The 21920-nt window shown below is 70.4% G+C and carries 17 protein-coding genes; 9 read left to right on the forward strand and 8 right to left on the reverse strand.

The annotated features are described in order from the left end of the window. Window positions 1–6 precede the first annotated feature (6 nt). Window positions 7–1095, reverse strand: a complete 1089-nt coding sequence (apbC, locus tag LRR16_RS04315) for an iron-sulfur cluster carrier protein ApbC (protein WP_006578138.1) — start codon at window positions 1093–1095, stop codon at window positions 7–9. Between the two features lie 366 nt (window positions 1096–1461). Here apbC and LRR16_RS04320 point away from each other — a divergent pair, with 366 nt between their 5' ends. Together LRR16_RS04320 and metG are read left to right on the forward strand one after the other, a co-directional pair. Next, on the forward strand, window positions 1462–2094 hold the full coding sequence (locus tag LRR16_RS04320) for an OmpA family protein (RefSeq protein ID WP_023263915.1): 633 nt from the start codon (window positions 1462–1464) through the stop codon (window positions 2092–2094). Between the two features lie 265 nt (window positions 2095–2359). After that, entirely contained in the window at window positions 2360–4444 is a 2085-nt protein-coding gene (gene metG, locus LRR16_RS04325; RefSeq protein ID WP_232204893.1) for a methionine--tRNA ligase, read from the forward strand. 109 nt (window positions 4445–4553) lie between these two features. On the opposite strand, the gene LRR16_RS04330 is transcribed toward metG, so the two are convergent. From LRR16_RS04330 to LRR16_RS04340, 3 genes are all read right to left on the reverse strand, one after another. Further along, entirely contained in the window at window positions 4554–5102 is a 549-nt protein-coding gene (locus LRR16_RS04330) for a hypothetical protein (protein WP_006578135.1), read from the reverse strand. Window positions 5103–5154: 52 nt separating this feature from the next. Then, window positions 5155–9357 (reverse strand): translocation/assembly module TamB domain-containing protein, encoded by a 4203-nt coding sequence (locus LRR16_RS04335; RefSeq protein ID WP_232204894.1) that lies wholly within the window; start codon window positions 9355–9357, stop codon window positions 5155–5157. Between the two features lie 100 nt (window positions 9358–9457). Beyond that, the gene (locus LRR16_RS04340) at window positions 9458–11332 is read right to left on the reverse strand and encodes an autotransporter assembly complex family protein (protein WP_232204895.1); all 1875 of its coding nucleotides are present in this window, start codon (window positions 11330–11332) and stop codon (window positions 9458–9460) included. Between the two features lie 182 nt (window positions 11333–11514). Between LRR16_RS04340 and LRR16_RS04345 the strand changes: the two genes are divergently transcribed. The 3 genes from LRR16_RS04345 (at window position 11515) to panC (ending at window position 13544) form a co-directional block, all read left to right on the forward strand. Next, complete coding sequence (locus tag LRR16_RS04345; protein ID WP_006579309.1) at window positions 11515–11703, forward strand: DUF3460 family protein; 189 nt, start codon at window positions 11515–11517, stop codon at window positions 11701–11703. Window positions 11704–11770: 67 nt separating this feature from the next. Continuing rightward, window positions 11771–12649 (forward strand): ScpA family protein, encoded by an 879-nt coding sequence (locus LRR16_RS04350; protein WP_053821142.1) that lies wholly within the window; start codon window positions 11771–11773, stop codon window positions 12647–12649. Between the two features lie 46 nt (window positions 12650–12695). Beyond that, window positions 12696–13544 (forward strand): pantoate--beta-alanine ligase, encoded by an 849-nt coding sequence (gene panC, locus LRR16_RS04355; protein WP_006579311.1) that lies wholly within the window; start codon window positions 12696–12698, stop codon window positions 13542–13544. A 55-nt stretch (window positions 13545–13599) separates the two neighbouring features. On the opposite strand, the gene LRR16_RS04360 is transcribed toward panC, so the two are convergent. Then, on the reverse strand, window positions 13600–14799 hold the full coding sequence (locus LRR16_RS04360) for a PepSY domain-containing protein (protein ID WP_232204896.1): 1200 nt from the start codon (window positions 14797–14799) through the stop codon (window positions 13600–13602). A gap of 119 nt (window positions 14800–14918) precedes the next feature. Continuing rightward, window positions 14919–16475: a cobyric acid synthase gene (locus LRR16_RS04365; RefSeq protein WP_370646753.1), complete on the reverse strand. Its 1557-nt coding sequence runs from the start codon at window positions 16473–16475 to the stop codon at window positions 14919–14921. Between the two features lie 113 nt (window positions 16476–16588). Between LRR16_RS04365 and cobU the strand changes: the two genes are divergently transcribed. The 4 genes from cobU to LRR16_RS04385 are packed head-to-tail and all read left to right on the forward strand — an operon-like array spanning window position 16589 to window position 20332. Next, on the forward strand, window positions 16589–17311 hold the full coding sequence (cobU, locus tag LRR16_RS04370; protein WP_023264528.1) for a bifunctional adenosylcobinamide kinase/adenosylcobinamide-phosphate guanylyltransferase: 723 nt from the start codon (window positions 16589–16591) through the stop codon (window positions 17309–17311). Continuing rightward, window positions 17305–18297, forward strand: coding sequence for an adenosylcobinamide-phosphate synthase CbiB (cbiB, locus tag LRR16_RS04375; protein WP_232204897.1), 993 nt, complete (start codon window positions 17305–17307; stop codon window positions 18295–18297). The genes cobU and cbiB overlap by 7 nt, the downstream gene beginning before the upstream one ends. Then, window positions 18294–19361 carry a threonine-phosphate decarboxylase CobD gene (cobD, locus tag LRR16_RS04380; RefSeq protein ID WP_232204898.1) on the forward strand — a complete coding sequence of 356 codons (1068 nt, stop codon included), beginning with the start codon at window positions 18294–18296 and terminating at the stop codon, window positions 19359–19361. Before cbiB ends, cobD begins: the two co-directional genes overlap by 4 nt. 14 nt (window positions 19362–19375) lie before the next feature. After that, window positions 19376–20332 (forward strand): cobalamin-binding protein, encoded by a 957-nt coding sequence (locus LRR16_RS04385; protein ID WP_232204899.1) that lies wholly within the window; start codon window positions 19376–19378, stop codon window positions 20330–20332. Between the two features lie 87 nt (window positions 20333–20419). Here the strand turns inward: LRR16_RS04385 and LRR16_RS04390 are convergent, their stop codons facing one another. Together LRR16_RS04390 and LRR16_RS04395 are read right to left on the reverse strand one after the other, a co-directional pair. Then, complete coding sequence (locus tag LRR16_RS04390) at window positions 20420–21061, reverse strand: histidine phosphatase family protein (RefSeq protein WP_232204900.1); 642 nt, start codon at window positions 21059–21061, stop codon at window positions 20420–20422. Further along, window positions 21046–21903, reverse strand: coding sequence for an adenosylcobinamide-GDP ribazoletransferase (locus LRR16_RS04395; protein WP_232204901.1), 858 nt, complete (start codon window positions 21901–21903; stop codon window positions 21046–21048). The genes LRR16_RS04390 and LRR16_RS04395 overlap by 16 nt, the downstream gene beginning before the upstream one ends. Window positions 21904–21920 lie beyond the last annotated feature (17 nt).

Here is a 21920-nt window from a genome sequence, read left to right on the forward strand (position 1 = left end):
CCATGGTCAGGTGTTCTGCACGACGATGCTGGGGAACTTGCTGGTCATGTCGCGCGCCTTGTCGGCGACCTTGATCGCCACCTTGCGCGCGATGCCGCGATAGAGCTCGGCGATCGGGCTGTCCGGCTCGGCCACCACGGTGGGCCGGCCCGAATCGGCCTGCTGGCGGATCGACAGGTTCAGCGGCAGGCTGCCCAGCAGGTCGACGCCATACTGCTCGCACATCCGCTCGCCGCCGCCTTCGCCGAAGATGTGCTCGACGTGGCCGCAGTTCGGGCAGCAGTAGACCGCCATGTTCTCGACGATGCCCAGGATCGGGATGCCGACCTTCTCGAACATCTTCAGGCCCTTGCGCGCGTCCAGCAGCGCGATGTCCTGCGGCGTGGTGACGATCACCGCGCCGGTGACCGGCACCTTCTGCGACAGCGTCAGCTGGATGTCGCCGGTGCCCGGCGGCATGTCGACGATCAGGTAGTCCAGCTCGTGCCAGTTGGTCTGCCGCAACAGCTGCTCCAGCGCCGAAGTCACCATCGGACCGCGCCAGACCATCGGGTTGTCCTGCTCGATCAGGAAGCCGATCGAGTTGGCCTGCAGGCCGTGGCCTTCGAGCGGCTCCATGGTCTGGCCGTCGGCGGACTCGGGACGGCCGTCGATGCCCAGCATCATCGGCAGGCTCGGCCCGTAGATGTCGGCATCGAGCATGCCGACCCGCGCGCCCTCGGCGGCCAGCGCCAGCGCCAGGTTGACGGCGGTGGTCGACTTGCCGACGCCGCCCTTGCCCGAGGCGACCGCGATCACGTTCTTGACGCCGGGCAGCAGCTTGACGCCGCGCTGCACCGCATGGGCGACGATGTGCATGGTCACCGTCACGCTGACATTGGTGACGCCCGGCAGCGCGCGCAGCGCCGCGATCACCAGCTTGCGGATCGGATCGAGCTGGCTCTTGGCCGGATAGCCGAGTTCGACGTCGAGCGAGACATCGCCGCCATCGACACGGATATTGCGGGCGGAGCGCGTGCTCACCAGATCCTTGCCCGTGTTGGGATCGATCACGGTACGCAGGGCTTCGGTAACCTGGTCAACGGTAAGGCTCAAGACAATCTCCGCTACTTGATATGTGGGGGAAGGCGCGTACTGTATCAAAGAGTGGCCCCGCGGCCCGGCAATCGCCTGGAAGGCCTCGATTACCCCTGCGATGTACAAGGGATTACACGCGCTTACAACTTTCACAGCGTCGCGCTTGTGCACGGGGCGGCATCTCCCTATTGTAGTGCCCCGATACGTCGGCTCGCCCGGGATCCGGTCAGGGACTTCGGCCGAGCCTCAAAGCTGCCTGCAACGCCACTTGGTGCTTGCATTTTTTGGAGGCTGCTGGCGCAATTAGGCCAGTGCGTCACAATGCCTCGACCCGAGGCGCAGGCAGCCGCAGTGGAAGCACAACAATCGACAGAAGGAGAAAGCATGAAACTCAAGCTCGTCAGCCTTTCGATCGTCGCCGCACTGGCCGCCGGCTGTGCGACCGAACAGGGTACGCACACCGCCGTGGGTACCGGCGCGGGCGCCGCCGTTGGCGCCGGCCTGGGCAACCTGATCGGCGGCAATACCAAGGGCACCGTGATCGGCGCCGCCGTCGGCGCGGCCGCGGGCGGTGCGCTGGGCTACAACTGGAATGCGATCCGGGGCAAGCTGAGCCGCGATACCGCGGGCACCGGCACCCAGATCACCGAGCAGCCGGACGGCTCGCTGAAGGTCAATATCCCGAGCCAGGTGACCTTCGATACCGACAGCGCCACCATCAAGCCGTCGTTCCGCTCGGTGCTGGACCAGGTCGCCCAGACGCTGAGCCAGCATCAGGATGTCAACGCCACGGTGATCGGCCATACCGACAGCACCGGCAACCCGACCTACAACATGCAGCTGTCCCAGCGCCGCGCCCAGAGCGTGGCCGGCTATCTCGGCGACCGCGGCGTCGCCCGCAACCGCCTGAGCGCCGAGGGCCGGGGCCAGTCCCAGCCCATTGCGGACAATGCCACCGAGGCCGGCCGGGCCCAAAATCGCCGGGTCGAAATTTTTTTGAAACCAATTCAAGGATGATGGAGTCATAGAAACAGGTACCGCTTGCCACCGTTGCTGGCTCGCGATGGGTGGCTGACCTCCCGGGCGGTACCTGATTTCTCCTCCTTTTCCGTTGTGGAAAGCTGCGCCGGCTCTGACCGGCGCTTTTTTTTGGCTGCGCGGACCAGGCAAGCTCCGCCGCCGGTGGCCTCCAGCCCCGCTTGCTAGAATGGCGGTTTTCCGCGCCGGCGCCGCCCGCGCGGCGCAGCACCGAAATCCAACCGCTTCCCGACCGGCATTCCCCATGACAGCACGTCGCATCCTCGTCACATCTGCCCTGCCTTACGCCAACGGCCAGATCCATATCGGCCACCTGGTGGAATACATCCAGACCGATATCTGGGTCCGCTTCCAGCGCATGATGGGCAACGAGGTCTACTACGTGGGCGCCGACGATACGCACGGCACGCCGGTGATGCTGCGCGCGGAGAAGGAAGGCATCACGCCGAAGCAGCTGATCGACCGCGTCTGGAACGAGCACAAGCGCGACTTCGACAGCTTCCTGGTCTCGTTCGACAACTACTACAGCACCGACTCCGAGGAGAACCGGCTGCTGTGCGAGAAGATCTACCTGGCGCTGAAGGCCGAAGACCTGATCGCCGAGCGCGAGGTCGAGCAGTTCTACGACCCGGTCAAGAACATGTTCCTGCCGGACCGCTTCATCAAGGGCGAATGCCCGAAGTGCGGCGCCAAGGACCAGTACGGCGATTCCTGCGAGGTCTGCGGCACTACCTATGTGCCGACCGACCTGAAGAACCCGTACTCGGTGGTGTCGGGCGCGACGCCGGTGCGCAAGTCCTCGACCCACTACTTCTTCAAGCTGTCCGATCCGCGCTGCGAGAGCTTCCTGCGCGAGTGGGTGGCCGACCTGGCCCAGCCCGAGGCCAGCAACAAGATGCAGGAATGGCTGGGCAGCGACGGCGAGGCCTCCACGCTGTCGGACTGGGACATCTCGCGCGACGCGCCCTACTTCGGCTTCGAGATCCCGGGCGCGCCGGGCAAGTTCTTCTACGTCTGGCTGGACGCGCCGATCGGTTATTACGCCAGCTTCAAGAACCTGTGCGAACGCAAGGGCATCGACTTCGACGCCTGGGTCGGCCCGCATTCGACCGCCGAGCAATACCACTTCATCGGCAAGGACATCCTGTACTTCCACACGCTGTTCTGGCCGGCGATGCTGCGCTTCTCGGGCTACCGGACGCCGACCAATGTGTTCGCGCACGGCTTCCTGACCGTCGACGGCGCCAAGATGAGCAAGTCGCGCGGCACCTTCATCACCGCGCAGAGCTATATCGACACCGGCATGAATCCGGAATGGCTGCGCTACTACTTCGCCGCCAAGCTGAACGCCAGCATGGAAGACCTGGACCTGAACCTGGACGACTTCGTCTCGCGGGTCAACAGCGATCTGATCGGCAAGTACGTCAACATCGCCAGCCGGGCCGCGGGCTTCCTGGTCAAGCGCTTCGACGGCCGCGTCGACGACGCCGCGCTGTCCCATCCGCTGCTCGAGCAGCTGCGCCAGGCGGCGCCGCAGATCGCGCAGCTGTACGAGGGGCGCGAATACAGCAAGGCGCTGCGCCTGGTGATGGAGCTGACCGACGCGGTCAACGCCTTCGTCGATGCCGAGAAGCCGTGGGAGCTGGCCAAGGACGAGGCCAGGCGGGCCGCCCTGCACGCGGCCTGCTCGGTATCGCTGGAAGCGTTCCGGCTGCTGACCGTCTACCTGAAGCCGGTGGTGCCGAACGTCGCGGCCGGCGTCGAGGCCTTCCTCAATATCGAGCCGCTGGACTGGCGCGCGATCGACCGCCAGCTGAGCAGCGCCAGCCCGATCAAGCCGTACTCGCACCTGATGACCCGGGTCGACGGCAAGCAGATCGAGGCGCTGCTGGCGGCCAACCGCGACTCGCTGCAGTCCGCCCCCGCGGCCGGTGCCGGTGCCACGGAGGCGGGCAATGCCGCGCCGGCAGGCATCGAGCCGATCGCCGACACCATCACGATCGACGACTTCGCCAAGGTCGACCTGCGCGTGGCGCGCATCGTCGAATGCCGCAAGGTCGAGGGCTCGAACAAGCTGCTGCAGCTGACGCTGGACCTGGGCGAAGGCAAGACCCGCAACGTGTTCTCGGGCATCCAGTCGGCCTACCAGCCCGAACAGCTGATCGGCAAGCTGACCGTGGTGGTCGCCAACCTGGCGCCGCGCAAGATGAAGTTCGGCCTGTCCGAAGGCATGGTGCTGGCCGCGTCGGCGGCCGACGAGAAGGCGGCGCCGGGCCTCTATATCCTCGAACCGCACGCGGGCGCGGTGCCCGGCATGCGGATTCGCTGAGCAGCAGCGCATCGAGCTGCCGTCCCCGCGCAGGCGGGGACCCAGTGCATGACCAGGCGCTCGTCGAAAGCCGCTGGGCCCCCGCCTGCGAGGGGGCGACAGACCTGGTTCAGCCGCCCTGCACCTTCGACGGGTCGTCGCTGCGCGAGGTATGCGTGACGAGCCCGTCCGTGCCGAAGTGCACGTTGAAGAAGGCCTTGTCCTGCGAGGTCTCCCACCAGCGGTAGCCCCACACGGTCTCCTGCTTCAGGCGGAAGGCTTCGATCTTCGTCGGCTTGCCCAGCATGCGGCGTACGCTGTCCTGGCTCATGCCGGCGCGCACGCGCTGGAAGTTCTCCGCGGTCAGCACCTGCTCGATCGCGCCGACCTTGCCATCGGCGCCGATCGTCACCATCCAGGTGGTCGCGCCCTCGGGCCCGCGCGGATACTCGAGGCGGCGCGCGCCGTTCTCCTCTTCCCACACGATCTCGGGCTTGCCGGCCTGGCGGCGCACGTCGTCCTCGCTGGAGACGCCGGGCTCGATCCCCTTGAACAGCTGGCTGTCGGGCTGGATCGTTTGCCAGGCCGAGCGCGCGGCGTCGCCGGCCTTGTTCAGCGCTTCATCGACCTTGCGCTGGTCGCAGCCGAACAGCGCCAGCACCGAAGCGATCAACCCCATCGCCGCGACCCCGCGCGCGGACCGGCGCCCCCCGCCGGCACCATTGCCGCCGTCATCGCTTGATGGCCTCGGTGGGCCCTGCCGGTGGCGCGGGTGGCGTGGGCGGATTGTCGGCGTCCCCGCCGGTGCTTCCGGTGCTTGCATCCTGCTCTCTCCTGGCGCCCTCGCGCCGTGTTGTCGATCCTGAAAACAGCTGGCTCCAGCTGTCGAAGCGGCGATTGAACAGCAGCGACAGCCCGTTGATCGAGCCGCCGCGGGCGATCAGCGACCAGCGCCGCGAGAAGGCCCAGGTCAGTTTGGCGACGTTGGCCGCCGAGGTCAGGCTCTGCTCGTAGCCGACCGAGATCTTCTCGCTGACGGCCTTGCCGACGCTGACCACCTGCTGGTCGCTGAGGCCCGCCGTGCTCGGGCCGATCGAGAACTCGTCGATGCCGAATCGCTGCACGATGCCCTTGCCCGCCTTCGAGCCGAGCATGCCGAGCGCCGCGCCACCCAGCGCGCCGCCGCTCAACTGCTGTTGCTGCCCCGCCGCCGCGCTCTCGGCGCCGTAACCGAACATCAGCCATGACAGCTTGTCCTCGTCTGGAACATTGGGCTCGGACACCAGCCGCACCCGCGGCAACCGTACCGTGCCGGTGACCTCGACCCCCGCCTCGACTTCCTGGTTCAGCCGCATCGCGCGGATATTCAGGTTCGGATTGCCGACCGGGCCGTTGAAATTGACGATGCCGCGCGTGATCTGCAGCCGGCGGCCGAAGGCCTCGTAGGTGCCGTCGACCACCCGCACGGTGCCGGTGACGCGCAGCGGCGTCAAGGGCTCGCTGTTGACGCCCAGGCGGCCGGCCAGCAGCAAATCCGCACCCGCGCCGCGGAAGCGGAAGCGGTCGCCGAGGTCGACCGACAGGTCGATCACCGGGGCGAAGCGGCTGGTCGGCTGCGACTCCGGCACCGCCGGCGTGGCGGCGGTACGCACGTCGCGCTCGGCGCGCCGGTCGGACTTGCGCACGATCACCACGTCGTCGCCGAGCACCGGCGCGCCGGCCTTGGGCAGGTCGAACAGCCCGCGGTCGACGCGGAACTTGCCACGGATCACGAACTGCCGGTTCTCGTTGGCCATATCGGCATTGCCCGACACCACCAGCGTGCGCTCCGGGCTGGCGAACAGTTCGAGCCGCTCGGCCACGATGCGCGCGCGCAGCGTGGGGTCCGCCTCGCCGAGCCGCACGTTGCCGCTGGCGGTCAGCGTGCCGTCGCCGCCGCGGAACACCACCTGCCGCAGTTCGATCACGTTGCGGTCGAGCACGATGCGGACGATGCCGTCGGTCAGCCGGATGCCCAGGTCGTACAGCGTGACGCCCAGGTCGTCGCCGTTGACGGTGCCGGTCAGCACCGGCGCACCGACCGTGCCGGCCAGCTGCATCGCCGCCGCCAGCCGGCCCTCGAACGCGTACTGTGGACCGGTCAGCGCCTCCAGCGCCTTGAGCCGCGGCACGTCGAAGGCGACCTGGCCGCCCAGCGCCGAGGCCGGCGTCACCGTCAGCACGCCCTGCTCCGGCATCAGCCCCGCGAACGCGTCCACTTTGGCGTTGCCCAGGCGTGACGACACCACGTTGCCGCGCAGCTGCAGGCGGTTGCCGGCGGCGTCGGCGCGCAGCACGGTCTGGCCCAGTCCCAGCGTGGTGTAGCCGCGGCCCGCGTTGACCGACAGGTCGCCGCTGCGGCGGCGCAGCTCGGCAAAGCCCGACGCGGTTTCTGCCAGATTCAGGTTCCATTCGCCATCGAGCACCAGGTCCGATCGCAGCGGCGGCGCGTCGCCGGTGAAGACCTCGGCCAGTTCCAGCAGATGGCCGACGTGCAGGCCGCTGAGCTGGCCCTTCGAGCGGATGCGGCCGCGGTCCCAATCGAGGCTGTCCAGCACGAGGGTCGAGCGCTCCAGCTGCAGCCGGGTAGCGCCCAGCGTCAGCCGCTGCGCGCCGGCGCTGACGGCCACCGGCGTCAGCAGCCGCAGTTCGACGGTGCTGCGCTCCTCGAGCGTGCTGACCGTGCCGGTCCAGGTGCCGTTCTTCCAGCTGCCCTGCCCCGCCGCCTGCAGTTGCAGCGGCCGGCGCCGAACGCGGCCCTCGCCCTGGACACTGAAGCTGTGCCTGGCCTGCGTGCCGTCCAGGCTCGCCTGCAGCGTGCCGATCGTCAGTTGCGGGCCGCGATAGCCGCGCGCATCGAGCCGAAGTCGCAGCGGCCCGTCGATGCCGCCGCGCAGATCGGCGTTGCCGCTGGCGCTGTCGACCCGATGCGGGCCCATCGACAGCGCGCGCGCCTCGTAGGTCGCGGTGACCTCGGGCCGTTGCCAGGTACCGCTGACCTGGCCATCGAGCTTGAGCGTGCCGCCCACGCCGAACTTCAGGCGGTCGAGCTGCGGCGCGTCGACGGCCACCGTCATGCGGTCGCCGCGCGCGCCGAAGCTGCCGCGCAGGTCGGCGCGGTTGCCGGCCATCGACAGCGTCGCCTCGCTCGGCAGCAGCCGCTGGCCGGCCAGCCGGATCTTGCCGCCGCCGGTCATCGGCAGCCCGGCGTATTCGCTGTCGCCGATCGAGAAATCCGCCGCCACGCGCGGCTCGCCGGCCAGCGTGCCGGAGGCGTCGAAGTTCGCGTTGATGCGGCCCTTGGCGACGCTGGCCAGCCCCGCCGGGTCCAGATCGGTGATCCGGCCCTTGAAGCTGAACGGCTGCTGCTCCTTCAGCCCGAGCCTGCCCTCGGCGTGCACGCTGCCCTGCGCGACGCCCAGGCGCAGCGCGGCCAGCGTGACCGCGTCGGCGTCGATGCGCGCGTCGGCGAACAGCTTGAGCTCGCCGCCGCCCAGGTCCAGCGCCACGCTCTGGCGGCCGGGCTCGAGCCGCACGATCACCGGGCCGGACAGCCGCGCGCTGCGCAGCTTGCCGTGCAGTGCATGCGGGTCGAGCCGGCGCACGTCCAGGTCGAAACCGCCGCGGCCGTCGCGCAGCGAACCGCTGCCGGCGATCTCGCCATTGCCCGGCAGCGCCACGTGCAGGTCGCGGACATGCTGCGCCGCCTGGCTCAGCTCGACCGTCGCGCGCACCGACTGCACCGGCAGCCGCTCGGCGTCCAGCGGCCCGGCCTCGTGATTGCGGATGGACACCTCGCCGGCCACGGTTAGCGGCGCGGCGCCAGACGCGGCGGGGGCCGAAGCCTGCGGCGCCGAGGCCGCCGGAACACTGGCCGGCGCGGCCGGAACGCTGGCCGGCGCCGCGGGAACACTGGCCGGCGCCGATGGCGCCGCACCGCTGGCGTCCACCGGCCGCAGTTCCGCATGGACCGACAGATTGGCCTGCGGCGCGGAGGGATTGAACAGCCTCGGGTTGATGCGCTCGCCGTCGACCCGCAGGCGCGTGAACGGCACCGGCCCGAACGGCGTCAGCTCGACCTCGCCGCGGCCGCGCAGCCGGTCGCCGCTCGCCTCGATATCGGCACGCAGCGCCTCCAGCGTGCCGTCGGCGCGCGCGCTGACGTTGTAGGCTTCCTTCTGCCATTCCCCTTCGAGCAGCGCCTCGCCGTTCAGCGCGAACGGCGCCTCGCCGGCGACCTGCGCGTTGGCCGACAGCTTGCCGTAGGGCGTGACCAGCCGATCGACGGTCAGCCGATGCCGGCTGCCGTCCGTATGCAAGGCGGCCGACAGATCGGAAAACACGAGCGGCGACGCGGTGGCCTCGGGCCCGCGCAGCACCGACAGCCGCGCCACCGTCAGCGCATCGACGTCGATTGCCAGCGGCAGCGACAGCGAGTCGGGCAAGGTCGGCGGCGGCTTGTCGGGCTCGTCCGCGGACGGCGGCAGCCGGACGTCGACGTTGCCCAGCCGCAGCGCGGCCACATGCAGCCGCGGCCGGCCGGGGCCCAGATGCCAGGCCAGCGACCAGCTGCCGTCGAGACGGTCGACGCTGACGCGGGTATCGCCCTGCGCGAACACCACGTCGCGCAGCTGCAGGCCGTGCGCGAAGGTGCCGCCCTGATACTGGCCAGCCAGCACGCCGGCGGACATCCGGGTCGCCAGCGACCACAGCTCGCGCGAGCCGCGCTCGGTGCGCAGCGCCGCGCCGAGCGCGATCGCCAGCAGTACGAGCAGGGCCACCAGCGCGAGCAGCACGCCGGCGAACACGCGCAGCCAGCGCCGGCGCCGCGGCTGCGGCGCGCGCGGCGACTCGCTGCCGCGGGCAGGAACGGAAGGCAGGTCGGGCGTGCTCATGCGCCAGGACTCGGGAAAGCGTCGGGGACGGTAGCGAGCGGAGCGATCCGGGCGATCGGCCGATGCACCGGTGCCGGCCGGCACGAAGGACGCATCGCCATCAGAATGCCACTCCCAGCGAGATATGCGGGCGGAATTGCCGCTCCTGGATGCCGTAGCCGACGTCGAGCTGGACCGGGCCGACCGGGCTGCGCCAGCGCGCGCCGATGCCGACCCCGTGGTAGATGCGCACGCCGTCGAGGTTGTTGGTGGCGGTGCCGGCGTCCCAGAAGATCGCCGCGCCCCAGTCGGGCTTGAACCAGTACTGGTACTCCAGGCTGGTCGTGGCCAGATACTTGGCCGGCAGCACGCTGGCGCCGCGCCGCGTGCCGATCGACTGGTAACCGTAGCCGCGGATCGAATCGGTGCCGCCGGCGCGGAAGCGCAGCGTGGCCGGGATCTTGTCGGCGCTGCCGCTGGTCAGGTCCGCGCCGAGCTCGAGCCGGGCCACGATCAGGTCGCGGGTGCGCACCGGGATGTATTGACGGATGCGGCCGTAGAGGCGGACGAAGGTCTGGTCGGTCAGGAAGCCCTCGACCGCCGCGCCGACCTGCGTGTTGATGATGTTGCCGCGGCGCGGGAACACCGGGTTGTCGACATCGCGCCGGGTCCACGCATATTGCGGCACCAGCGCCTTGCTCAGCTGCCGCGGCTGATCGTAGGGCCGCAGGTCGTCGTAGTAGAAATCCAGCGACAACACGGTGTCGTAGCGCTCGCGCGTGCGGGACCGGCGCACGCCGGTGCGCCAGCTCCGGGTATCGGTGTTCTCGATGTCGGTGGTGCGCTCGTAGCTGCCGTAGACGCTGTTGCGATAGGTCTTGCTGTCCGGCGGCATCGCGATCTCGGCGAACGCGTACTGGCGCTTCTGCTCGATGCGGGCCTGCGAATCGAAGATCCAGGCGCGGTCGAACAGGTTGTAGTACGCGTAGCGGCCCTCGACCTGCGCACCGGTATCGGTGTTGTAGCCGACGCCGGAGACCACGCGGTGCGTCGGATATTCGCGCACCCGCACATTGACCGGCGCGGTCACCGTCTCGCCATTGCCGTCGGCGTCGGCGACCGGATCGCCGAGCTCGACCTGCACATTGGAGAAATACGGCTGGTTCTGGATCGCCCGCTGCAGTTCCAGCAGCCGCTCGACGCGATAGGGTTCGCCGACGTACAGCGGATTGACGTTGTGGACGATCTGCTCGGGATAGCGGCGGGTGCCGCGCACCGTCAGCGCGCCCATGCGGTAGGCCGGGCCGCTGTCGTAGGTCGCGCTCAGATCGGCGGCGCGTTCCTCGGGCTCGATGCGCGCCTGCGAGGCGGCCAGCCTGGCGCCGTAGTAGGCGTTGCTCTGCAGTTCGACCAGCGCGTCTTCCTTGGCCTTGTCCCAGTCCGACTGGCGGAACGGCTCGCCGACCGGCAGGCCCCACTTCTCGCGCATCGCCGCGACCTGCTCGGGCGAGCGCGTGGCGGCGGGCCCGCGCACATCGACATCGACCGCGCGGATCAGCGTGCGCGCGCCGGGGTCGACCGTCACGTGGATCACGCGGCTGTCGCCGCTGCCCTCGACGCGGGTGGTGGTCTGCGGATCGAACCAGCCCTCGGTGGCGGCAAAGGCCCGGACCTGGTCGCCGACCGTCTCGATCATGTAGGCGATCTGGTCCTCGCCCAGGTCGGCGCGCTCGCGATAGCGGATCAGGTCCAGATGCTCTTCCAGGATGTCCTTCAACGGCTCGGGTGCCTCCACCTGGACCCGGTAGGCCGCCTGGACCGGCGCCGGCAGCATGGCGAACAGCAGCGCCAGCAGCGGGGCCAGCAGCGGGGCCAGCAGCGGGGCCAGCGGGAACGCCAGTATCGGGCCCAGCCGCCGCGAGGCCGGCGAGGCCGCCGAGACGGGCGCGGGCGCCGCCGCGCCGCAGGCCCGGGGGCGGCGGAATCCGAGGCGCATGATCCCGAGGTCCAATATCATCCGTCGTTGCGATCCGGCAAAGTCGCTATTTGACCACACCCTGCCGCCCGATCCGCAAACCCCGAGCGCCCGGGGCCGGCAAAGCCCGCCGCGGCATGGCAATACGGTAGAATCGCGGCAGTTTTCCATTCCCCTTTTGCATTCTGTATAGCTTTCCTGCCATGGCCATGTACGAATCCGACATCACCCAGTTCCTGAAGGCGCTCAAGCAGGAGCGCCCGTCGCTGGAGGCGGAACAGCGCCAAGGCCGCGCCCTGCTGTGGGACAAGGCCCCGATCGACCTCGAGGAGCGCCAGCGCGCCGAGGCATCGCGGGTCCCGCAGAAGCCCTACGTCTACTCGCTGGACTGATGCCGGCACGCATCCCGGCGCCGCAGTCCCTGCCGACGACCGCGCTGCGTGCAGATCCGCCCCACTCATGAACCATAGCGAACAGGACAAGCTCGCGCTCGCGCTCGAGCTGCCCAGCGTGGCGCCCGATGGCACCTCGCCGGAGACGGTCGACGGCATGGCGTTCGCGCGCCTGTACGGCGAGCCGCTGTTCCAGCTGCCGCAGGACCTGTATATCCCGCCCGACGCGCTCGAGATCTTCCTCGAGGCGTTCGAAGGGCCGCTGGACCTGTTGCTGTACCTGATTCGCAAGCAGAACTTCAATGTGCTCGACATCCCGATGTCGCAGGTCACGCACCAGTACCTGGCGTATGTCGAGCAGATCCGCAAGAGCAACCTGGAGCTGGCGGCCGAGTACCTGCTGATGGCCGCGATGCTGATCGAGATCAAGTCGCGCATGCTGCTGCCGGTCAAGAAGGCCGACAGCGACGAGGACGCCGAGGACCCGCGCGCCGAGCTGGTGCGCCGGCTGCTCGAATACGAGCAGATGAAGCTGGCCGCGCAGAAGCTCGACCAGGTGCCGCAGCTGGGCCGCGATTTCCTTCGCTCGCAGGTCTTCATCGAGCAGAGCCTGGCGCCGCGCTTCCCCGACGTCGACACCACCGATCTGCAGGCCGCCTGGGCCGACGTGCTCAAGCGCGCCAAGCTGAACCAGCACCACAAGATCTCGCGCGAGGAACTGTCCGTGCGCGAGCACATGAGCCAGATCCTGCGCCGGCTGCAGCATGCCCGCTTCATGGAGTTCACCGAGCTGTTCGAGGATGCGATCCGCTCGGGCAAGGGCGTGCCGGTGGTGGTGGTCAATTTCATCGCGATGCTGGAGCTGTCGCGCGAGTCCCTGGTCGAAATCACCCAGGCCGAGCCCTATGCGCCGATCTACGTGCGCCTGGCCTATACCCCCGCATAGCACCGGCACCGCCGCGCGCTTTTCCTGACGAGCAGTACACGCATCCATGAAAGTCATTTCCTCCATTCACGAGCTGCGCGACCAGTTGCGCGGCCAGAACCGGATCGCCTTCGTCCCGACCATGGGCAATCTGCACGAAGGCCATCTGTCGCTGATGCGGCTGGCGCGCCAGCATGGCGATCCGGTGGTGGCCTCGATCTTCGTCAATCGGCTGCAGTTCGGTCCGAACGAGGATTTCGACAAGTACCCGCGCACGCTGCAGGACGACATCGAGAAGCTGCAGAAGGAAGGCGTCTACGTGCTGTTCGCCCCGACCGAGCGCGACATGTATCCGGAACCGCAGGAATACCGCGTCGATCCGCCGCACGACCTGGGCGACATCCTCGAGGGCGAGTTCCGCCCGGGCTTCTTCAACGGCGTCTGCACGGTGGTGATGAAGCTGTTCTCGTGCACGCAGCCGCGCGTCGCGGTGTTCGGCAAGAAGGACTACCAGCAGCTGATGATCGTGCGGCGCATGGCCAACCAGTTCGCGCTGCCGATCGACATCGTGCCGGCCGAAACGGTGCGGGCCGAGGACGGCCTGGCGCTGTCGTCGCGCAACCGCTACCTGACGCCGGACGAGCGGGCCGAGGCGCCGACGCTGTACCGCACGCTGCATCAGGTGCGCGACCAGGTGCTGGCCAACGCCGCCAGCGGCGCCGAGCTGAACGCGGTCGAGGCGCAGGCGCTGGACGCGCTGAAGGCGCGCGGCTGGAAGCCCGACTACGTTTCGATCCGCAAGCGCAGCAACCTGCAGGCGCCGAGCCGCGACGAATACGCGGCCGGCGAACCGCTGGTGGTGCTGGCCGCCGCCAAGCTCGGCGCCACGCGGCTGATCGACAATCTGGAAATCTAGCCGCCGGACCGCATCGCCCGCGCGAGCTCGCACGGGCGCAGCGGCATCAGCGGCATCAGCGGTGCGCCGCCTGCCGCTGCTCGGTCTTCTTCAGATGGCGCCGGTGGCCGCGCTGGCGCTTCCACCAGATCAGCACGCCCGTCAGCGCGAACAGCAGCGGCGCCAGCCCGAACGCGGAAATGAAGATGCGCCCCGGCATGCCGAACGCCTCGCCGGTATGCAGCGGGTACATCCAGTTCAGCACGGTGTCGCCGGCCGGCGCGGCGAGCGGATCGCGCACGCCGAGGCGGGCACCGGTATAGGCATCGAGCCACAGCCGGGTCGCGCCGCTGCCCTGGCGCACCTCGCCCGGCTGGCGCAGCCGGATCTCGTAGGCGTCGGTCGGCTGGCGCGGGAACGACACGCGCGACACGATCGCCTGCGGATACAGCGCCTGGGCCGCCGTGACGGCCTGCTGCACGCCCATCGGCATGGCGCCCTCGTAGGGCGGCGTGGAAGCCGGCCGTGCGGGCGCGGTGACTGTCATCACGCTGCCGACCAGCGGCGTGACCCACTTCGGCAAATTCAGATACCAGCCGGAAAACGCGATGGTCGCGAGCACCGGCGCGGCCAGGATGCCGCCGGCGCGATGCAGCGAATAGTTCAGCCGCCACCATGAGCCGCCGTGCGTGATGCGGAACGCCTGCACGATCGCGCGCGCCTTCAGCTTCGGCCACCACAGCGCGATGCCGGCCAGCACCGTGAACAGCAGCAGCATGCCGCCGACGCCGGCCACGGTCTTGCCGGTATCGCCGGCCAGCAGATAGTGATGCAGGTGGAACAGCGTGGGCATCAGCAGCGGACGCGACAGCCCGGGCTCGCCCCAGACGCGCTCGCCCTTGATCGCCAGCGTGGCCGGATCGACCATCACCTGCCGCGAGCGCCCCGGCACCACGCTGCCGGTGCCGGGCTCCTTGACGTGGTACCAGGCGATGAAGACGTCGCGTTCGGACACCGGCAGCATCAGCATCCTGGGCTTGCCGTACTGCGGATCGGCCTTCAGCCGCGCCACCACCTGCTGCACGGTGTCCGCCCGCAGCGGCAGCGTGACCGATTCGGACGCGACCAGCAGTTCGGGATTGAGCGCGGCGTCGATCTCGTGGCGCCACGACAGCACGGTGCCCGTCAGGCCCAGCAGCACGAACAGCAAGCCGAGCCACAGGCCGATATACAGATGGAGTTTGACGAGCAGGACGCGCAGGCGGCCGGTAACCATGGTGGGGAACGATGGCGCGGCCGGCCGATGACCGCCGCGCTGGAGGGCTGACAAAGCCAACAAGTGTAGCAGGCCGGTCCTTGCGGGACCGTGTCACCCGGGGCCTTCGCCTGGGAGCCTCAGCCCCCCGGCCGCAGCGGCGCCAGCAGGGCCGCCAGGTCCAGATGCTCGGCCATCGTATCGGCCAGCCGTTCGAGCGACGCTTCGCGCAGCGCGGCCAGGTCGACCCCGTCGGCGCCGTCCAGGCCGGCCCAGCGCAGCAGCGCCGCGCAGCCCGCCGGATCGTCGAACAGGCCGTGCAGATAGGTGGCCAGCACCTGGCCATCGTCGGACAGCGCGCCGTCGGCGCGGCCGTCGTCGAGCCGCAGCGCGGGCCGCGCCAGCGCGGGGCCCTCGGTGACGCCCAGATGGATCTCGTAGCCGGCCACGCTGGCATTCGCGCCCGGCAGCGCCAGCGTGCCGCGCGCCTGCCGCAGCTGCTTGTCGGCCGCCAGCACGGTGGCGAAATCGAGCAGGCCAAGGCCGTCGCTGCCGCCGGGTGCGCCCTCGCGTCCGTCCGGGTCTTCGATGCGGCGCCCCAGCATCTGCATGCCGCCGCAGATGCCGACGACCTTGCCGCCATAGCGCAGATGCCGCAGCAGCGCCCGCTCCCAGCCCTGCTCGCGCAGGAAGGCCAGGTCGGCGCGCACGCTCTTGCTGCCCGGCAGCACGATCAGGTCGGCCGGCGGAATCGGCATGCCGGGGCCGATCCAGCGCAGGTCCACGCGCGGATGGGCGCGCAGCGCATCGAAATCGGTATGGTTCGAAATGCGCGGCAGCACCGGCACGATCACGCGCAGCCGCGGCGCGCCGTCGTCCTTGGCCGACTGCGTGGCCGCCACCGCGTCCTCGGCATCCAGATGCAGCCCGTGCAGATAGGGCAGCACGCCCAGCACCGGCTTGCCGGTTCGTTCACGCAGCCAGTCCAGCCCCGGTTCCAGCAACGACAGATCGCCGCGGAAGCGATTGATGATGAAGCCCTTGACGCGCGCGCGCTCGCTCGGCGACAGGCAATCGAGCGTGCCGACCAGATGCGCGAACACGCCGCCGCGATCGATATCGGCGACCAGCACCACCGGACAATCGACCGCCTCGGCAAAGCCCATGTTCGCGATGTCGCGCTCGCGCAGATTGATCTCGGCCGGGCTGCCGGCGCCTTCGACCAGCACCACGTCGTAGCCCTCGCGCAAGCGCCGGTGCGAGGCCAGCACGGCCTGCATCGCGACCGGCTTGTATTGGTGATAGGCGCGCGCATCGAGGTCCAGCCGCGCGCGGCCGTGGATGATGATCTGCGCGCCGGTGTCGCTGCTGGGCTTGAGCAGCACCGGATTCATGTCGGTGTGCGGCGCCAGCCCGGCGGCCTGCGCCTGCAGCGCCTGCGCGCGGCCGATCTCGCCGCCGTCGGCGGTGACGGCGCTGTTCAGCGCCATGTTCTGCGGCTTGAATGGCACGACGCGCACGGCCGCGCGCGCCAGCAGCCGGCACAGGCCCGCGACGACGGTGCTCTTGCCGGCGTCGGAGGTGGTGCCCTGGATCATCAGCGTGCCGCGCAGCGCGGACCACGGCACGCAGGCTGGTGCAGGGCCGGCAGGGTCGGCGGGCTTGGCCGGCGTGGCGGATTGGGGAAGGGCTTGCATCGCGGCGATTATCGCATCGGCCCGAGCGGCCATTGCCGGCGCCGGCTCCATGCGCGCCGCTGCCTGCGCGGATCCGCCCTGTCGGCACGCGATGCGGCCGCTACAATACCCGGATGGAACCCAAGGCCCCTCCTCACGCCGCCGGCACCGGCCCAGCCGATACGCCGTCCGATGTCGCGCTGCCCGCCGGCGAGGCGGCCATCGCGGTGGCGACCCAGGCGGCCGTCGGCCTGCCCAGGCCCGGCCCGCGCGAACTGACGCTGGTGCTGGGCGGCGCCCGTAGCGGCAAGAGCCACTACGCCGAGCAGTTGGCGACCGATCATGCGGTGGCGACCGGCGGGCCGGTGACCTATATCGCCACCGCGCGCGAGGATCCCGACGACACCGACGAGGAGATGCAGTTGCGCATCGCGCTGCATCGCGCGCGCCGCCCCGCCGACTGGAATCTGGTCGAGGAGCCGCTGCGTCTGGCCGACGCGCTGTACGCGCATGCGCGCCGCGACGGCTGCATCCTGGTCGACTGCATGACGGTCTGGCTCAACAACCTGATCTTTCTCGACAAGCGTCCGTATCCCGAGCACGGCGTCATCACGCCGCCGCCGGCCTTCACCGAGGAAATGGACGCGCTGCTGGCCGCGCTGCCGACGCTGCCCGGCCACGTGATCCTGGTCTCCAACGAGATCGGCTTCGGCGTGGTGCCGATGGGCGCGATCACGCGCTTCTACGTCGACGAGCTCGGACGCCTGAACCAGAAGCTGGCCGCCGCGGCGGACCGCGTGCGGCTGCTGGTCGCCGGTCTGCCGGTCGCGATCAAGGGACCGGACCCGGCATGGTGAACTCGCTGTGGCCCGCGGCGCCGCTGGCGCCGGGAGCCGCCATTGCGCTGACGGCCCTCGCCGGGGCGGGACTCGACCGCTGGCTCGGCGAGCCGCGCCGCTGGCATCCGCTGGTTGGCTTCGGCCGGCTCGCCAATGCTGCCGAACGCACGCTGAACCGGCCGGGACCGCGCTGGCGCCAACGCGGCATCGGCCTGGCGGCCTGGTCCGCGCTGGTGCTGGTACCGGCGGCGCTGGCCGCGCTGCTGATCGCGGCCGCCAGCGAGTTCGCCGGTGCGTGGCTGGGCTGGCTGCTGCATGCGCTGGGCCTGTACGCCGCGCTGGGCGCGCGCAGCCTGTGCCAGCATATCGAACCGATCGCCAGTGCACTGGCCAGGGACGACCTCCCGCAAGCGCGCCAGCTGACCGCCCGCATCGTCTCGCGCGACACCGCGGACGCCGATGCGCCGGCGCTGGCCCGGGCCGCCTGCGAATCGGCGCTCGAGAACGGCAACGACGCGATCTTCGGCGCGCTGTTCTGGTTCCTGATCGGCGGCGCCCCGGCGGCGATCGCCTATCGGCTCGCCAATACGCTCGATGCGATGTGGGGCTACCGGACCGAGCGCCTGCTGCATTTCGGCTGGGCCGCGGCCCGCCTCGACGATCTGCTGAACCTGGTGCCGGCCCGGCTGACCGCGCTGTCCTACGCGCTGCTGGGCTCGACCGGGCGCGCGCTGCGCTGCTGGCGCATGCAGGCGCCGGCCTGGTCCAGCCCGAACGCCGGCCCGGTGATGGCCGCGGGCGCCGGTGCGCTCGGTGTCGCGCTCGGCGGACCGGCCCGCTACCACGGCCAGTGGGAAGCGCGCCCGCCGCTCGGTGAGGGCGAGCCGCCCGGCGCCGCCGACGTGCTGGCCAGCCTGCGGCTGGTGCGGCGAACGCTGTGGCTGTGGCTGGCGCTCTGCGTCGCGTACGGCATCGTCGACCAACTGCTGGCGCTGTCGCGATGAATCACCCGCATCCCCTGCCCCCTCCGATCCGCCACGGCGGCAATCTGCTGGCCGCGGCGCGCCGCTACGGCCGCGACCCGGCCGACTGGCTCGACCTGTCGACCGGCATCAATCCCGACGGCTATCCGGTGTCGCCATTGCCGGCCGATTGCTGGCAACGGCTGCCGCAGGACGACGATGGTCTCGCGGAGATTGCCGCCCGCGCCTACGGCGCGCCGCATGCGTTGCCGGTCGCCGGCTCGCAGGCCGCGATCCGCACGCTGCCCGCGCTGCTGCCGGCGGGCCGCGTCGGCATCGCCGCGCTCGGCTACAGCGAGTACGCGCCGGCCTTCGCCGCCGCCGGCCATCGCGTGGTGCCGCTGGACGAGGCTGATTTCTCGCGCCCTGCGCTCGCCGATGGCCTCGATCATCTGGTGGTCGTCAACCCGAACAATCCGACCGGGCGCATCGTGCCGCGCGAGCGCCTGCTGGGCTGGCATGCCGCGCTGGCGGCGCGCGGCGGCACGCTGCTGGTCGACGAGGCCTTCGCCGACGCGTCTCTTGCCGAAGAAGACGTTGCCTCGCTGGCGGCGGACAGCGGCCGCGCCGGCCTGATCGTGCTGCGCTCGCTGGGCAAGTTCTATGGACTCGCCGGCGTGCGCTGCGGCTTCGTGCTGGCGCAGCCCGAGCTGCTGCAGACACTGGCCGAACGCCTTGGCCATTGGACCGTGTCCGGACCGGCACGCGCGGTGGCGCGGCTGGCGCTGTGCGACACCGATTGGCAGGCCGCCACGCGGGCCCGTCTGCGCCTGGCCAGCGCGCGTCTGGACGCGCTGCTGCGCCGGCATGGCCTGGCGCCGGTCACCCTGCCGCTGTTCGCCTGGGTGCCGCATGCGGACGCCGCACGGCTGCATCAGACGCTGGCACATGCGGGCGTCTGGACCCGGCTGTTCGATGCACCGGCGCCGTCCCTGGCGTCACCGCCTTCCACCGGCCTGCCGAGCCTGCGATTCGGATTGCCGCCCGACCGGGAGCCCTGCTGGCAGCGGCTTGCCGACGCCCTCGCCAACACTCTCCCGCTCTGACGTTCCGATCCGATATGCCCGTATTGCCGTTCCCGTTCCGCCGGCGCCGGCCGCGCGCCGCCACGCGCCTCGCCACCATCGTGTCGCTTGCCGCGGCGCTCGCGGCCATCCTGCCGATCGACGCGCGCGCCGCGGTCTCCGTCGTCGACGACGCCGGCCAGACCATCACGCTGGCGCAGCCGGCGCGCCGCATCGTGTCGCTGGCCCCGCACGTCACCGAGATGCTGTTCGCGGCGGGCGGGGGCGAGCGCATCGTCGGCACCGTCAACTACAGCGACTATCCGCCCGAGGCGCGCGCGATTCCGCGGGTCGGCGACAACAAGGCGCTCGACCTCGAACGGATCGCCGCGCTCAAGCCCGACCTGATCGTGGTCTGGCGGCATGGCAACGCGCAGAAGCAGACGGAGCGGCTGCGCGCGCTGGGCCTGCCGCTGTTCCACAGCGAGCCGCGGCGGCTGGCGGCGGTGCCCGACAATATCGAGAAGCTCGGCGTGCTGCTCGGCACCGGGCCGACCGCGCATGCCGCCGCCGAGCGGCTGCGCACGCGCATCGCCGCGCTCGGCAAGGCCCATGCCGCGCGACCGCCGGTGTCGGTGTTCTATCAGGTCTGGCAGCAGCCGCTGATGACGCTCAATGGCCAGCATATGGTCAGCGACATGCTGGCGCTGTGCGGCGGCCGCAATGTATTCGCCGACGAGACGCCGCTGGTGCCGACCATTTCAGTCGAAGCGGTGATCGCCCGCAATCCCGAGGCGATGATCACGGCCAGCATGGGCGCGACGCCGGCGGACCGGCCGCTGGCGGATTTCGCGCAATGGCAGCGCTGGCCGCAGCTGACGGCGGTGGCGCGGGGCAATCTGTTCACGATCGACGGCGACCTGATCAATCGCGCGGGACCGCGTGCGATCGATGCCGCGGAGATCGTGTGCCGGCAGCTGGAGGTCGCACGGAGCCGACGGCCCGCGCAGTAGCACGGCGCGGGCCTGGTCTTCAGTGCGGGTGCAGTGCGGAGCCCGGTGCGTTGGCCCTCGTTGGCCCTCGTTGGCCCTCGTTGGCCCTCAACCCGCCGTGCGGTTCCACCACAACAGACGCCCCGCCCGCGCGGCGCCCCGATCGAGCCGGACGCCGCAGCTCGCGCCCCAGCCGAGCTGCCAGCCCAGCGTGACGGACAGCGGCAGACCGAGCCAATGCGCGGCCAGCATCCGCATCGGGCCGGCGTGGCCGACCACCCACAGGCAGCGCTCGGCGGCGGCGGCAGGCGCTTGCAGCGAGTCCGCCCATTCTGCAACGCGCGCGTACGCGGTGCGCGCCGATTCGCCGCCGTGCGGGCGCGCATCCATCAGGTCGGCCGCCCATTGGTCCAGCTCGGCGCGCGGCACCGCGTCCCAGCGCTGGCCCTCCCAGGCACCGAAATCGAGTTCGCGAAGGCGCGGATCGGCGTCGAGCGCGAGGCCCTCTCGCCCGGCTTGCACGGCGCAGGCCTGCACGATCCGCTGCGCGGTGACATGGGCGCGCTGCGCGGGACTGCAGACGATCCGCGCGGGAGCCGGCACGCCGTTGGCCGATGCGGCCGCCGACGCGGCGTTGACGATCGCATCGGCCGCCGGCGACATCGGCTCGGCCAACGGCAGGTCGAGCCGGCCATAGCAAACCCCGTCGTCGACCGCGGGATGCGCGTGCCGGATCAGGACCAGATCCATGCCGCCGCCAGCAGATAGATCAGCAGTTCGCCAAGCTGCTGGGCCATGCCCAGACAGTCGCCGGTATAGCCGCCGATGCGGCGTACGAAATAGCGGCCGAGCACCAGCCGCAGCAGCGCCAGCGCGGCGATCGCGGCGACGCCGAAGGCCGGCGCGACCGCCAGCAACGGCAGCGCGCCGCAGGCGAGCACCAGCGCCAGCCCGCGCGGCGACAGCCGCTGCGCGACCGGCTTGGCCTTGCCCTCGGGACGTACGTAGTCCAGCGTCGCCAGATAGCTGACCGCCATCGCGCGGCTCGCGGCATGCGCGGCCACCAGCACCAGCAGCAGTTCGCGCAGCCCGCCGCGCTGGCCCAGCGCCAGCAGCAATTGCCATTTCAGCAGCAGGGCCAGCACCAGCGCGAGAGCACCGAAGGCACCGATGCGCGAATCGTGCATGATGCGCAGCACGTCCTCGCGCCGATAGCCGCCGCCAAACGCATCGACGCAATCGGCCAGGCCGTCCTCATGAAAGGCGCCAGTCAGCAGCAGCGTCGCGCCGATGCCGATCAGCACCGCGACCGCGGGCGGCCACAGCAGCCACGCGGCCAGCGTCGCCAGCGCGCCGACGGCGCCGACCATCAGGCCGACCAGCGGAAACCAGCGCGCGGCGGCATGCAGAAAGTGCGGGGCGAAGCCGACCCAGGCCGGCACCGGTATGCGTGTGAAGTAGCCGACCGCGGTCAGCAGGTAGCGCAGTTCGTCGCAGGCGCGCTGCAGCAGCGGATGGGTCGGCCGCCGGGGTTGCCCGGCTTGCTGGTCTCGCCGATCCTGCAGCGGCTCGGGCGTGGGCTCGGTCGGCATGTTCGTCATGGTGCGGA

Source organism: Cupriavidus sp. UGS-1, from assembly GCF_021213615.1.
Taxonomy (GTDB): Bacteria; Pseudomonadota; Gammaproteobacteria; order Burkholderiales; family Burkholderiaceae; genus Cupriavidus.